12 protein-coding genes are annotated in these 13,626 nt (G+C 70.9%); 6 read left to right on the top strand and 6 right to left on the bottom strand.

All coding sequences use genetic code 11. The annotated features are described in order from the left end of the window. Positions 1-32: 32 nt before the first annotated feature. From ACIOEW_RS03770 to glnA, 3 genes are all read right to left on the bottom strand, one after another. Positions 33-560, bottom strand: coding sequence for a hypothetical protein (locus tag ACIOEW_RS03770; protein ID WP_401961012.1), 528 nt, complete (start codon positions 558-560; stop codon positions 33-35). A 126-nt stretch (positions 561-686) separates the two neighbouring features. Beyond that, complete coding sequence (locus tag ACIOEW_RS03765) at positions 687-1,910, bottom strand: NADH:flavin oxidoreductase (RefSeq protein ID WP_401961010.1); 1,224 nt, start codon at positions 1,908-1,910, stop codon at positions 687-689. Positions 1,911-2,360: 450 nt separating this feature from the next. Next, entirely contained in the window at positions 2,361-3,722 is a 1,362-nt protein-coding gene (gene glnA / locus ACIOEW_RS03760; RefSeq protein ID WP_362554600.1) for a type I glutamate--ammonia ligase, read from the bottom strand. 243 nt (positions 3,723-3,965) lie between these two features. Between glnA and ACIOEW_RS03755 the strand changes: the two genes are divergently transcribed. From ACIOEW_RS03755 to ACIOEW_RS03730, 6 genes are all read left to right on the top strand, one after another. Further along, on the top strand, positions 3,966-4,643 hold the full coding sequence (locus ACIOEW_RS03755; RefSeq protein WP_401961007.1) for a DUF3105 domain-containing protein: 678 nt from the start codon (positions 3,966-3,968) through the stop codon (positions 4,641-4,643). Between the two features lie 2 nt (positions 4,644-4,645). Continuing rightward, entirely contained in the window at positions 4,646-5,392 is a 747-nt protein-coding gene (locus ACIOEW_RS03750) for a DUF305 domain-containing protein (RefSeq protein ID WP_401961540.1), read from the top strand. A gap of 125 nt (positions 5,393-5,517) precedes the next feature. Then, positions 5,518-5,943: a CBS domain-containing protein gene (locus ACIOEW_RS03745; protein WP_362554604.1), complete on the top strand. Its 426-nt coding sequence runs from the start codon at positions 5,518-5,520 to the stop codon at positions 5,941-5,943. Between the two features lie 100 nt (positions 5,944-6,043). After that, positions 6,044-6,484, top strand: coding sequence for a hypothetical protein (locus ACIOEW_RS03740; protein ID WP_401961005.1), 441 nt, complete (start codon positions 6,044-6,046; stop codon positions 6,482-6,484). A gap of 60 nt (positions 6,485-6,544) precedes the next feature. After that, positions 6,545-8,122, top strand: a complete 1,578-nt coding sequence (locus ACIOEW_RS03735; RefSeq protein WP_401961004.1) for a multicopper oxidase family protein — start codon at positions 6,545-6,547, stop codon at positions 8,120-8,122. Positions 8,123-8,201: 79 nt separating this feature from the next. After that, positions 8,202-9,956 (top strand): NAD+ synthase, encoded by a 1,755-nt coding sequence (locus tag ACIOEW_RS03730; RefSeq protein ID WP_401961002.1) that lies wholly within the window; start codon positions 8,202-8,204, stop codon positions 9,954-9,956. Positions 9,957-10,103: 147 nt separating this feature from the next. Here the strand turns inward: ACIOEW_RS03730 and ACIOEW_RS03725 are convergent, their stop codons facing one another. The 3 genes from ACIOEW_RS03725 to ACIOEW_RS03715 form a co-directional block, all read right to left on the bottom strand. After that, positions 10,104-11,315 carry an MFS transporter gene (locus ACIOEW_RS03725; RefSeq protein ID WP_362554612.1) on the bottom strand — a complete coding sequence of 404 codons (1,212 nt, stop codon included), beginning with the start codon at positions 11,313-11,315 and terminating at the stop codon, positions 10,104-10,106. Positions 11,316-11,535: 220 nt separating this feature from the next. Next, positions 11,536-12,558 carry an endonuclease/exonuclease/phosphatase family protein gene (locus tag ACIOEW_RS03720; RefSeq protein ID WP_401960999.1) on the bottom strand — a complete coding sequence of 341 codons (1,023 nt, stop codon included), beginning with the start codon at positions 12,556-12,558 and terminating at the stop codon, positions 11,536-11,538. Positions 12,559-12,750: 192 nt separating this feature from the next. Then, positions 12,751-13,533 (bottom strand): TetR/AcrR family transcriptional regulator, encoded by a 783-nt coding sequence (locus tag ACIOEW_RS03715; protein ID WP_401960997.1) that lies wholly within the window; start codon positions 13,531-13,533, stop codon positions 12,751-12,753. Positions 13,534-13,626: the final 93 nt, after the last annotated feature.

Below are 13,626 nucleotides of genomic sequence, written 5' to 3'. Positions count from 1 at the left end.
TCCTTCAGCTGTTCGGGCGATCTTCCGGGGCCTCAGCCGCAGTGCTCGATCTGCGAGGACTGCATCCCGGCGAGGAACGTGGGCTTGACGTCATGCTTCCTGTTCTGCGGAGGACTCGGCTCCTTGGGCCCCTTGTCCTCGATCAGCCAGCTCTTGGCCGGGTCCGCGACATCGGTGAAATAGAGCCGGCTCGGCTCGCCGAGACCGGCGCTCTCCCCGGTGGGGGCCACCAGGCTCAGCGGTGTGACCCACCAGACGGTGCACCCGTCCATGGATCCCACGTCGATGTAGTCACCCCCGGGAAAGGTCAGTGTGATGTCGTGGATGGGGAGGTGCCCGTGATTGGCGATGCTCAGGGTCTCCGTACCGTCGGCGTTGGGCTGCCGGATGAAGCTGACCTTGACCGCCTGCTCACGTTCCGCCTGTCGCTGGGCCTTGTTGCTCGCGTCACGCGACTGCATCAGGCTCAGGACGGACACGACCAGCGCCAGCAAGGCGACTGCGGCGGCGATCCACTCCGTACGGAGACGGCGACGCGACGGCGGCGGAGCAGATGTCATGGATCCACCGTCGGTCGACTCGCCGCACCACGCCTCCGGGGCGCATCCTTCCGGGGGCCGGCTCCGGCTCCGGCCCGGACTCCCGGACCCCGCGCCCTGAAGCCGCTCGGCGCGACCGTTCCTGAATCAGCGCGCCCGTTCCTCGATCAGCGGGCAGCGGGTCCCTGTGTAGATGGTGGGCATGCAGCGGTTGCAGTGGATGCACTGCGAGCGGGTGGCGGCGTCACGGCCGATGCGGTGCAGCAGGTCGGGCTCGCGCAGCAGGGCGCGGGCCATCGCGACGAACTCGAAACCCTCCGCCATGGCGCGGTCCATGCCCTGCCGGTCGGTGACCCCGCCGAGCAGGATCAACGGCAGCTCCAGCTCGGCGCGGAACCGCCGGGCCGAGTCGAGCAGGTACAGGGGGCGGTAGGGATACGTACGGAACACGCCGCGGCCCACCGCCCGGATCGCAAGCCGCTGGGGGAGCGGGAAGTTGGCCGCGAACTCGGCGACGGGGGCGCCTCCCCGGAACAGGTACATCGGGTTCAACAGCGAGCTGCCCGCAGTCAGTTCGAGTGCGTCGACGCTGCCGTCCGCCTCCAGCCAGCGCGCCACCTGGAGGCTGTCGTCCACGGTGAGCCCGCCGGGCGCACCGTCCTTCATGTTCAGCTTGGCGGTGATGGCGAGCCGGTCCCCCAACGCGTCGCGTACCGCACGCGTGACACCCAGCGCCACGGCGGCGCGGGCACGCAGTGAGCCACCGAACGCGTCGGTGCGGCGGTTCAGCCGGGGGCTGAGGAAGGCGCTGGCCAGGTAGTTGTGGCCGAGGTGGATCTCCACGGCGTCGAAACCGGCCTCGGCTGCCAGCAGGGCGGCCTCGGCGTGGGCCTTGATGACACGGTCGATGTCCTCGGCGGTGGCCGCCCTGTTGCGGCGCATGCTCAGCGCGTTGAACCCTGCCATCGGGGCGAGGGAGGTCAGCCCGTTGGACCGGCCGTCGGCCACCGGCCCGGCGTGGCCCAGCTGTGCGCTGACGGCGGCACCGGTGTCGTGCACCGCCTCCGTCAGCCTGCGCAGCCCCGGCAGCGCCTCGGGTCGCATCCACAGCTGACGCCGCTCGGTACGCCCCTCCGGCGCCACCGCGCAGTAGGCCACGGTGGTCATGGCGACCCCGCCTGCGGCGGGTCGCAGGTGGTAGTCGATGAGCTCCTGGGTAACCAGTGCGTCGGGGGTGGCGCCCTCGAAGGTCGCGGCCTTGATGACCCGGTTGCGCAGCCTCAGCGGCCCGAGCCGGGCGGGCGCCAGCACATCCGGGGCACCCTGGGGCGCCTCTCCCGTCGGCCCTGTCGTTCCCGGTCCATCCACCATGGCGCGGAGCATCGCAGAGATCTGACGAATAGTCAGTAGCGGGGTGGCTGCAATGTGCACCCGTGCTGCGAGCACGTCTGCCGCCTCTCGGCTTCTCCCTCCGCCCGCCCTCCGAGCCGAAGGCGATGGTCAGGTCGGCGCCGGTGAGGAAGGGGGCGAGACGCGGTCGGCCGTTCGGACAGCGTCCAGGTCGGCTACGAGGATCCCGGAGGGGGCACACATCCTGATCGCCGGCCCGGCAGCCAATGTGAAGGTGCATCGCCCCGGCCGTCTCCGCATCCGGCCACGGGAGCGGGGGACCCGACGAGCGCCGGCCGCGGCACACCCGCCCCGGCTGTTCCTCCCCCGCCTCGCACGGCGTGATCGCCTCGCACCCGATACGGCTTCGGGCCGACGGTACGAAACCGTCGGCCCGAAGCCGTCCACACACACCGCACGCGCCGAGGGCGCCTACAGCACCGGCAGCAGTGCCTTCAGCTCGAAGGCCGTGACCTCGCTGCGGTACTCCTCCCACTCCTGCTTCTTGTTGCGCAGGAAGAAGTCGAAGACGTGCTCGCCGAGCGTCTCGGCGACCAGTTCGCTCTTCTCCATCAGCGCGATCGCCTCGCCCAGGTTCTGCGGCAGCGGCTCGATGCCCATCGCGCGGCGCTCCGCGTCGGACAGGGCCCAGACGTCGTCGTCGGCGCCGGCCGGGAGTTCGTAGCCCTCCTCGATGCCCTTGAGGCCCGCGGCGAGGAGCACCGCGTACGTCAGGTAGGGGTTGGCGCCGGAGTCGATGGAGCGGACCTCGACGCGGGCCGAGCCGGTCTTGCCGGGCTTGTACATCGGGACGCGGATCAGCGCGGAGCGGTTGTTGTGGCCCCAGCAGATGTACGAGGGGGCCTCGCCGCCGGCGCCCGCGGCGCGGGAGGAACCGCCCCAGATGCGCTTGTAGGAGTTGACCCACTGGTTGGTCACGGCGGAGATCTCCGCGGCGTGCTTGAGCAGGCCCGCGATGAAGGAGCGGCCGACCTTGGAGAGCTGGTACTCGGAGCCGGACTCGTAGAACGCGTTGCGGTCGCCCTCGAAGAGGGAGAGGTGGGTGTGCATGCCCGAGCCGGGGTACTCCGAGAACGGCTTCGGCATGAAGGTCGCCTGCACGCCCTGCTCCAGCGCGACCTGCTTCATGACCAGGCGGAACGTCATGATGTTGTCGGCGGTGGACAGTGCGTCCGCGTACCGCAGGTCGATCTCCTGCTGGCCGGGGGCGCCCTCGTGGTGGCTGAACTCGACCGAGATGCCCATCGATTCGAGCATGGTGATCGCCTGGCGGCGGAAGTCCATGCCGACGTTCTGCGGGGTGTGGTCGAAGTAGCCGGAGCTGTCCGCCGGGGTGGGGCGGGTGCCGTCGACCGGCTTGTTCTTCAGCAGGAAGAACTCGATCTCGGGGTGGGTGTAGAAGGTGAAGCCCAGGTCCGAGGTCTTGGCCAGGATGCGCTTGAGCACGTAGCGCGGGTCGGCGAAGGAGGGCGAGCCGTCGGGCATCAGGATGTCGCAGAACATCCGGGCCGTGCCGGGGGCCTCCGCGCGCCAGGGCAGGATCTGGAACGTGCCCGGGTCCGGCTTGGCGATCATGTCCGACTCGTACACCCGGGCGAAGCCCTCGATGGCCGAGCCGTCGAAGCCGATGCCCTCGTCAAACGCCTGTTCCAGCTCGGCAGGGGCCACGGCCACCGACTTGAGGTAACCGAGCACGTCGGTGAACCACAGCCGTACGAACCGGATGTCGCGCTCCTCAAGTGTCCTGAGGACGAATTCCTGCTGCTTGTCCATAGCCACATCCTTGCAGTTCAGACGGTCCGTGCACCACCGCCCGGGGTAGGGGAGGAAGTCCAGTATCACGACCCCGGATTTCACCCAGATTACGCACCCGACGTGAGATGGAGCACTCGGCCACCCACTACGATCGGCGGCCATGGTGTGTATGGGACGCGACGGCCTCGCAACTGCCCTGCGCACACCGGTTCCCGACCCGTTCCCGTCATCTCATCGCCCCTTCGCAGAAGGACCTACGACATGAGCTTCGACCGCAGGACCCGCATAGAGCAGATGCGCAAGGCCGACCGCGCGCGAGACCGCCGCACCCGCGTGCTCGTCATAAGCCTCAGCGTCGTCGTCGTCGCTGGTCTCGTCACCTTCGGCACCTACACGCTGATCGACAGGTCCGAGGCCTCGGCCGACCAGAAGGCCGCGGACGCCAAGAACGCCGAGCAGTCCGAGGCGGAGAAGAAGGAACTGGCCGAAGGGCCGATCCAGGGCGAGAAGACGTGGGACGCGAAGAAGCTGGCCCGCAACCACGTCACCGAGACCGTCTCGTACCCGATGAAGCCGCCGGTCGGCGGGGACCACAGCCCCGTCTGGATGAACTGCGACGGCGACGTATACAAAAAGGCGATTCCCGACATGAACGCCGTGCACGCGCTGGAGCACGGTTCGGTGTGGGTGACGTACACGGACAAGGCCTCGGCCGCCGACGTGGACAAGCTCGCCGAGCGGGTCGGGAAGACCCCGTACTCGCTGATGAGCCCGTACAAGGACCAGGCCGGTGCCATCATGCTGAGCGCCTGGGGCAAGCAGGTCACGGTGGACGGTGCCGATGACCGCCGGGTGGCGCAGTTCTTCGCCAAGTACGTGCAGGGTGCGCAGACGCCCGAGCCGGGCGCGGCGTGCACCGGCGGACTGGCGGCTCCGTGACGGTGACCGATCGCACCCGGCGCATCCGGTGGGCGGCGGGTTCCGCCGTCGCGCTCGCGCTGCTGTTCGCGGGGGCGGCGACGGTCGCGGCCGCGCGGGGCGACGGGGCGGAGCATCACGCGGCCGCCCCCGCCGCGAAGAACCCGGCATCCGGTTCCGCGGACGCCGGGTTCGCCCGCGACATGGCCGTCCACCACCAGCAGGCCGTGGAGATGTCCTTCATCGTGCGCGACCGCACCCAGGACGAGGACGTGCGCCGTTTCGCGTACGACATCGCCAACACGCAGGCCAACCAGCGAGGCATGCTGCTCGGCTGGCTGGACCTGTGGGAGCTGCCGAAGGCGGCCGCCGGGCAGGAGCCGATGGCCTGGATGGCTGCCGGCCGGCACGCGGGCCACGACATGGCCGGGATGCCGGGCATGGGCGGCGGTTACGAGGCCCACGACGGGTCCCTCATGCCCGGCATGGCGACCCGTACCGAGCTCGAACAGCTCCGCAGGGCCAGTGGCAAGCAGGCCGAGATCCTGTACCTCCAGCTCATGACCGACCACCACAGGGGCGGTATCGACATGGCCCGCGGCTGCGTGGACCTGTGCACGGTGAAGGTGGAGAAGCGGCTGGCCCGGGGCATGGTCGAGGGCCAGCAGTCGGAGCTGGAAGCCATGGCCGGGATGCTGGCAGAACGGGGTGCCCCGCCCCTGACGCACCGCCCCGGTCCGCACAACGCCCAGGCCGGGCTCGCCCCGTAAGGTCCCCCTCCGCCGCAGATGCACCCGAATGGGCGATAGCGGTCGCGTACTCCGAACGGGCCCATGACGATGGGTTCGCTCGGGGTCGTACGGAAGTGCCCATCGGCACGCAGGAGGAATCCCCCATGACCACCGCCAAGGACATCATGCACACCGGCGTCACCTGGATCCCGGCGCACGAGACCCTCGACCGGGCCGCCCAGATGATGCGCGACCACAACGTCGGCGCGCTGCCCATCTCCGAGAACGGCGATCAGGACCGGATGATCGGCATCCTCACGGACCGCGACATCGTGGTCGGCTGTGTGGCCATGGGCCGGGATCCGTCGAAGACGACCGCCGGCGAACTCGCTCAGGGCACGCCGCGGTGGATCGACGCGGAGGCCGGTGTCGAGGCGGTGCTGGAGGAGATGCAGAACCACCAGATCCGCCGGCTGCCGGTGATCGAGAACAAGAAGCTGATCGGGATGATCAGCGAGGCCGATCTGGCCCAGCACCTCTCCGACGACCAGATCGCCGGCTGGGCGGAGAAGGTCTACTCCCGCAGCTGACCCGTGCGCGACCGGTGCGGTCGGTACGGCCCGTCCTCCCGCGGCGCGCGGGGTGACGGGCCATCGCCGTCCATATACCCGGTGGGGGTAGTGTGACGGCATGTCCGGACCAAGGAGTGCGACGTACGGGCAGCTGCTGCTGTTCGCCGCGCTGCTCTTCGGGATCTTCACCATGCACACCGTCGGACACCCGTCGGAACACAGCGGCCCCGGGCTCACGGCGCGAGCCGCCTCGCACGTGATGGCCGGGCCCGACGCGGCCGTGGCGCCGCCCGGGCCCGTCATGACACCCGGACCTGCGGCGGCCGTCCGGCACGACTCCCCGGCACCCCAGCACGGTATGGACCCGATGGCCGTCTGCCTGGCCGTGCTCGCCACCTGGGGCGTCGCCCTGCTCATCCTGCTGTCGTCGGTACGCCGGTACGCCGGCCGGGGGCTGGGCCAGGGCCGGGTCCGGTCGTTGCGGATGCCCCGGCCCCCTCCTCCCCCGCCCCGGCCGCGCAAGGCCGTCCTCACCGGACTGTCGGTGCTTCGGATATAGGCGCCCCGCGCCCCCGTCCGTCCTCAGCACACCGACAACATCCTTGAGGTGCACTCAGTCATGCCCGCTCAGCACACCCGACGCGCCGTGCTCGGCGCCTCGCTCGCCTTTGCCGGTACGGGAGTTCTCGCCGCCTGTTCCAGCGGCGACGGAGCCGCCGACCACGCCGCCATGAATCACGGGGCCCCCTCCGGCACCGCGGTCCCGGAGGGCTACGTCTCCCCCGACGGCCCGGAAGTCGCCGCGGCCGAGAAGCGGCGGGGCGCCGGCCCCGAGCGCAAGATCGCCCTGACCGCTACCGCGTCCCGGCTCGACCTGGGCGGCGGGCGCACCGTCAGTTCGTGGGCGTACGGGGACCGGCTCCCCGGGCAGGAGATCCGGGTCACCGCGGGCGACACGCTCGCCCTCACCCTCGCCAACCATCTGCCGCAGGCCACCTCGCTGCACTGGCACGGACTCGCCCTGCGCAACGACATGGACGGAGTACCCGGGCTGACCCAGCGGGCCATCGGGGCGGGTACGGACTTCACCTACCGGTTCGCGGTGCCCGGCCCCGGGACGTACTGGATCCACCCGCACTCGGGCGTCCAGCTCGACCGCGGGCTGTACGCGCCGCTGATCGTTGAGGACCCGAAGGAGCCCCTGTCGTACGACAAGGAGTGGGTCGTCGTCCTGGACGACTGGGTCGACGGGGTGGACGGCTCCACCCCCGACGCGGTGCTCCAGGAACTCACCGGGGGCAACGGCCACAGCGGGCACGCGATGCCGGGGACGCCCGCGGCGGAAGAGGACGGCGGCGGGCCCTCGCGGATGCTCATGGGCGCCACCAGTGAGCTGCTGGGCGGCGGCGACGCCGGTGACGTCGGCTATCCGTACTACCTGGTCAACGGCCGTGTGCCCGAGGACCCGTCCGCCTTCACCGCACGGCCGGGCGACCGGATCCGGCTGCGGATCATCAACGCGGGCGGCGACACCGCCTTCCGCGTCGCACTCGGCGGCCACCGGATGACGGTGACGCACACCGACGGCTTCCCGGTCCGGCACACCCCCACGGACGCCCTGCTGATCGGCATGGGCGAGCGGTACGACGTGCTGGTCACCGCCGGGGACGGGGTGTTCCCGCTGACCGCGCTGGCCGAGGGCAAGAAGGCCTCCACGATGGCGCTGCTGCGGACCGGGAGCGGCGCGGCGCCCGGCGCGTCCGTGCGGCCGAAGGAGCTGGACGGCGAGCTGGTGACGGCCGGCCGGCTGGCCCCCGACGAGTCCGTGGCCCTCTCAGGCCGCAAGCCCGACCGGACCGTGCGGATGCGGCTGACGGGTTCCATGGAGGCGTACGACTGGGCCTTCGACAGGAAGCCGTACACCGCCGACCAGCGGCACCCGGTGAAGACCGGGGAGCGGGTCCGGATGGAATTCCGGAATGCGACCGCGATGTGGCACCCCATCCATCTGCACGGGCACACCTTCGCGCTGGCCGGTGGCGCTGCCGGGGCCCGCAAGGACACCGCGATCGTGCTGCCCCGGCAGACGCTGACCGTTGACTTCGACGCGGACAACCCGGGTCTGTGGATGCTCCACTGCCACAACCTGTACCACGCGGAGGCGGGCATGATGACGGTCCTCGGCTACCGCCGCTGACCGGCGCCCTGGCGGGCCGCGGCACTTTTCGCACGGCCCGCCAGGACATTGCGTCAGTCAGACGATTACACTGGGCGGCGTGCCTCAACTACGCCTCGCACTGAATCAGATCGACTCGACCGTCGGCGATCTCGCCGGGAACACCGAGTCGATCCTCCACTGGACCCGGCACTCCGCCGAACAGGGCGCCCACCTGGTGGCGTTCCCCGAGATGGTGCTGACCGGTTACCCCGTCGAGGACCTGGCCCTGCGGTCGTCCTTCGTCGAGGCGTCGCGGGACGCGCTGCGCGCGCTCGCCGCCCGCCTGGACGCGGAGGGCTTCGGGGAACTCCCGGTCGTCGTCGGCTACCTCGACCGTTCCGAGTCCGCCGCGCCCCGCTACGGCCAGCCCGCCGGGTCTCCGCGGAACGCCGCCGCGGTGCTGCACCGCGGGCAGGTCGCGCTGAACTTCGCCAAGCACCACCTGCCCAACTACGGGGTCTTCGACGAGTTCCGGTACTTCGTGCCGGGCGACTCGATGCCCGTCGTGCGGGTGCACGGCGTCGACGTGGCGCTCGCGATCTGTGAAGACCTCTGGCAGGACGGGGGCCGGGTGCCGGCCGCGCGCGCCGCCGGCGCCGGGCTGCTGCTGTCGATCAACGCCTCTCCGTACGAGCGGGACAAGGACGACACCCGGCTGGAACTGGTCCGCAAGCGGGCCCAGGAGGCCGGCTGCACCACCGCGTACCTCGCGATGATCGGCGGCCAGGACGAGCTGGTCTTCGACGGCGACTCGATCGTCGTCGACAAGGACGGCGAAGTGATCGCCCGCGCCCCGCAGTTCGCCGAGGGCAGTGTGATCCTGGACCTCGACCTGCCGGCCGCCTCGCCTGAGGCGCCGGCCGGCGTGGTGAACGACGGGCTGCGGATCGACCACGTGGTCCTCTCCGAGGAGCCGCTGCCCGCGTACGAGGCGGAGCTGGCCGGAGGGTACGCCGACCGGCTCGACGACGACGAGGAGCTGTACTCGGCGCTCGTCGTGGGCCTGCGGGCGTACGCGGCGAAGAACGGCTTCAGCAGTGTGCTGATCGGGCTCTCCGGCGGGATCGACTCGGCGCTGGTCGCGGCGATCGCCTGCGACGCGCTGGGCGCACAGCACGTGTACGGCATCTCGATGCCGTCGAAGTACTCCTCGGACCACTCCAAGGGTGACGCGGCCGAGCTGGCGCGGCGTACCGGGCTGAACTTCCGGACCGTACCGATCGAGCCGATGTTCGACGCGTACATGGGGTCGCTGGGGCTCACCGGCCTCGCCGAGGAGAACCTGCAGTCCCGGCTGCGCGGCACGATGCTGATGGCCGTGTCCAACCAGGAGGGCCAGATCGTCCTGGCGCCGGGCAACAAGTCGGAGCTGGCGGTCGGTTACTCGACGCTGTACGGCGACTCCGTAGGCGCGTACGGGCCCATCAAGGACGTCTACAAGACGTCGGTCTTCCGGCTGGCGAAGTGGCGCAACCGCGCCGCCGAGGAGCGCGGGCAGACCCCGCCGATCCCGGAGGCCTCCATCACCAAGCCGCCCAGCGCGGAGCTGCGGCCCGGTCAGGTCGACACGGACTCGCTGCCCGACTACGACGTGCTGGACCGGATCCTGGAGATGTACGTCGACCGCGACCAGGGGCTCGACGCGATCGTCGCGGCCGGGTTCGACGCGGCGCTGGTGGCGAAGACGCTGCGGATGGTGGACACGGCGGAGTACAAGCGGCGGCAGTACCCGCCGGGCACGAAGATCTCGCCCAAGGGCTTCGGCAAGGACCGGCGGCTGCCGATCACGAACCGGTGGCGCGAGTCCGGCTGACGCCGGGGGGTGGGGTTACGGACCCCTGGACGTGTCCGGAGCGAAGTGCGTGCGGCCCGTCCGGCCGAGGTCTTGTCCTCAATCGCCGGACGGGCTTGATTTGGCAGGCTCGCGTTCGGCGGGCGCGGGCTTGATCGGTCGTTGGGTTCAGTGCACGTCCGCCCCGGCCTTCTGCGGGGCGGACGTCACCGCCCGGGCCACGACCCTCGACGGGGTCCGGTCGCGGTCCAGGACGCCCGCTGTGACCGCCACCGCGAGTCCCGCCACTGTCAGTACCGCGCCGACCAGGGCCGGGGAGGTCCAGCCCCAGCCCGCCGCGATGGCCATGCCGCCCAGCCACGCGCCACCCGCGTTGGCCAGGTTGAACGCGGAGTGGTTGGAGGCGGACGCCAGGGTCGGGGCGTCCTTGGCCTTGTTCATGACGAGCATCTGCAACGGTGTGGTCGTCATGAAGCCGACCCCGCCGAGCAGCACGACCATCACCAGCGCGGCCCACTGCACATGGGCGGCGAAGGGGAAGACGACCAGCACGACAGCGAGCGCGCCCAGCGAGCCGTACAGCGTCGGGCGCAGCGCCCGGTCCGTGAGCGGTCCCGCGGCGAGTGCGCCCAGGGTCATGCCGATGCCGAAGAGCGCCAGCACCAGCGTCACGGAGGACTCGCCGAAGCCCATCGCCTCGGTCGTCATCGCCGAGAGGTAGGAGTACACGGCGAAGACCCCGGCGAAGCCGAAGACGGCGGTGAGGAGTCCGAGCAGGACCTGACGGTTGCCGAGGGCCTTCAGCTCGTGGCGGACGTGCCGTTGCGCCTCTGCCGGGATCTGCGGGACGAGGCGGGCGAGCGCGGCCATCGCGCAGAGCCCGATGACCGCGACCACGAGGAAGGTGGCCCGCCAGCCGAGGTGCTGGCCGAGCAGGGTGGCGGCTGGGACGCCGACGACGTTGGCGATGGTCAGGCCGAGGAACATCGTCGCCACGGCCCGCGCCTGGCGTCCCTCGGCGGCGAGCCGGGTGGCGACGACCGCGCCGACTCCGAAGAAGGCTCCGTGCGGAAGCCCGGCCAGCAGCCGTCCGGCGAGCAGCCAGCCGAAGCCGGGGGCGAGCGCGGAGGCGAGGTTGCCGACGGTGAAGAGCCCCATCAGCAGGAGGAGCATCCGTTTGCGCGGGATGCGTGAGCCCACGGCGGTGAGCAGCGGGGCGCCGAGCACCACACCGATCGCGTACGCCGACACGAGGTAGCCCGCGGTGGGGACGGAGGTGCCCAGATCGTCCGCGACGTCGGGCAGCAGGCCCATCATCACGAATTCCGTAGTACCGATGCCGAAGGCGCTCACAGCGAGTGCGAGCAGAGCCAGAGGCATGAAGAGAGACCTTTCCGAAGTGGGCCCCGTGCGCTCCGGCAGGCCCGGTGGGCCCGCGGGAGCAGGAAGGCAGGAGGAGACGCGGCCGTACGTGCGCCGGCGCGGGCCGGCTGGGGCCGGATCGCACGGTGACGGACCGGCTTCCTCGCCGGCGGCCTTGTTCCCGTTCGGAACAAATTCTCTCAGACGATTTATGCCCGGAGGTAAACGGACCGTTGCGTCACAGTTTGACGCGGGCGGCGATCGGAAGATGGTCGCTGTCCGTGGCCGGGAGCGTCCACGACGACATCGGCTCGACACCCTTCACCATGATCTGGTCGATCCGGGCCATCGGGAACGACGCGGGCCAGCTGAATCCGAAGCCGTCACCCGCCGCGCCCTGGGTGGAGCGCATCTGGGCGGTGACCGCGTGGAGCGAGCGGTCATTCATGGTCCCGTTGAGGTCGCCGAGCAGGGCGACCCGTTCCAGCGGTTCGTGGGAGATGGCCTCGCCGAGGGCGTCCGCGCTCTGGTCCCGCTGGCTGGCGGTGAATCCGGCGTGCAGCTTGACCCGTACCGAGGGCAGGTGGGCGACGTAGAAGGCGATCGGGCCCTCGGGGGTGGTGACGGTGGTCCGCATGGCGCGGACCCAGCCCATCTTGATGTCCACCGGGCGGGTGCCGCTCAGGGGGTACTTGCTCCACAGGCCGACGGTCCCCTGCACCGAGTGGTAGGGGAAGCGGTCGGCGAGCGCCGATTCGTACGCCGCGACCTTGCCGCTGGGGAGCTCCTGCAGGGCGATGACGTCGGCGCCCGAGCCGGCGACCTGCTGGGCGGTGCCGGCGGGATCGGGGTTGTCCGCGTTGACGTTGTGAGTGGCGACGGTGAGGTCGCCGCCGGTGCCCGACTTGTCGGTGAGCAGCCCGCCGAAGAGGTTGAACCAGACCACGACCGGCAGCAGCAGGGCGATCAGCGCGGTCGCCGAGCGGCGCACCAGGCCCAGGATCAGCAGCAGCGGGACGAAGACGGCGCACCACGGCAGGAACGTCTCCGTGAGGCTGCCCAGGTTGCCGATGGTGTTCGGGATCTGGGCGTGGAGGAGCATCACGAGGGTCAGCAGGACCGAACAGCCGGCCAGGACGATCCCCCGCCGCCAGATGCCCCGGTCACGGGTCAGTCTTTCGCGCAGGTCCCGGAAGCGTGATCCGGTGCGCTGCGGTCCTGCGTCGCCGTTACCGGTGTCCGCCCTGTACGCCTGCACCATTGCGCTGTCCTCACTGCCTTGCCGTACACATCGCCGCGCCCCACGACCCTAGGCGATGTGCGATGACTTTCCGGCCGTCGGCGACGGCCGTACTGCCCTGAGGACGACGCGAACGGTACGGCGGGTTCCGGTCGCCGGGGGTCCGCTTTGCCTTGTGACAGAACGATCACACTCGCCCGGGACCCGGGCGAGTCAGCCGTGGCCTGCGTCTTCACCGGATCCGGCGGCGGCGGACCTCGGCCCGAGGCCCTCGACCAGCAGGCCGATGATGCGGTCGGCGAGGTCCTCGGGAAGCGGCGCTTCGGGCCGGTGAATCGTGCGTACGAGCATGGGGCCGAGGAACAGGTCGTCCATCAGCTCGACGTCCGTGTCACCCCGCAGCTCACCCGCCTCGACCGCACGGCCGACGGCGGCGAGCATCGCGACCCGGCGGGGTGCGATCACGGTGCGCTGGTACTCGGTCCACAGCTTGGGATGGCTCTTCATCTGCGCGAAGACGTTGTGCAGCAGCACCGAGGAGCGCTGGGCGAGTCCGCGGGTGCGCATGGACTCCAGCAGGACGCGCAGGTCGTCGAGGCCTCCGGTGCCGGAGACCTCGGGTTCCGGCGGCTCGATCTCGCACAGGACGTCGACGAAGAGTTCCTCCTTGCCGGCCCAGCGCCGGTAGATGGTGGCCTTGCCGACTCCGGCGGTGCGGGCGATCCGCTCGATGGACAGTCCGGCCAGGGGCTCGCCCGCCTCCAGGAGCCCGACGACGGCGTCCAGGATGGACCGCTCGGCCGCCGCGCTGCGCGGGCGGCCGCGTCGGGGCTCCTGCTCATCTCCGGGGCGGGGCTCCGGGTCCTGGCCGTCGTGGACCTGCCGGCCCGCTTCCCGGCCGTCGTGGACCTGCCGGCCCCGCTCCTCGGAGGGCCGGTCGTCCCGGTCCCGCTCCCCGGGGAGCCGGCCGTCCCGGTCCGGTGCCTGAGCCTGCACGTGAAACCACCTTTCGCCGCCCCCGATTCTCCCCGACGCGGGCGGCGCCCGGCCGCATCGGCGCCTGCCGTCCGGGCCTGACCGGGCCCGCCC

Source organism: Streptomyces sp. NPDC087901 (genome assembly GCF_044742205.1).
Classification (GTDB): domain Bacteria; phylum Actinomycetota; class Actinomycetes; order Streptomycetales; family Streptomycetaceae; genus Streptomyces.
Note: the sequence above shows the minus strand (reverse complement) of the source record. Positions and strands in the feature narration are given on the sequence as shown.

Excerpts from the sequence above, each read along its gene's own strand:
- ACIOEW_RS03770 (WP_401961012.1), bottom strand. The coding sequence starts at position 560 with ATGACATCTGCTCCGCCGCCGTCGCGTCGCCGTCTCCGTACGGAGTGG.
- ACIOEW_RS03765 (WP_401961010.1), bottom strand. The coding sequence starts at position 1,910 with ATGGTGGATGGACCGGGAACGACAGGGCCGACGGGAGAGGCGCCCCAG.
- glnA (WP_362554600.1), bottom strand. The coding sequence starts at position 3,722 with ATGGACAAGCAGCAGGAATTCGTCCTCAGGACACTTGAGGAGCGCGAC.
- ACIOEW_RS03755 (WP_401961007.1), top strand. The coding sequence starts at position 3,966 with ATGAGCTTCGACCGCAGGACCCGCATAGAGCAGATGCGCAAGGCCGAC.
- ACIOEW_RS03745 (WP_362554604.1), top strand. The coding sequence starts at position 5,518 with ATGACCACCGCCAAGGACATCATGCACACCGGCGTCACCTGGATCCCG.
- ACIOEW_RS03740 (WP_401961005.1), top strand. The coding sequence starts at position 6,044 with ATGTCCGGACCAAGGAGTGCGACGTACGGGCAGCTGCTGCTGTTCGCC.
- ACIOEW_RS03735 (WP_401961004.1), top strand. The coding sequence starts at position 6,545 with ATGCCCGCTCAGCACACCCGACGCGCCGTGCTCGGCGCCTCGCTCGCC.
- ACIOEW_RS03725 (WP_362554612.1), bottom strand. The coding sequence starts at position 11,315 with ATGCCTCTGGCTCTGCTCGCACTCGCTGTGAGCGCCTTCGGCATCGGT.
- ACIOEW_RS03720 (WP_401960999.1), bottom strand. The coding sequence starts at position 12,558 with ATGGTGCAGGCGTACAGGGCGGACACCGGTAACGGCGACGCAGGACCG.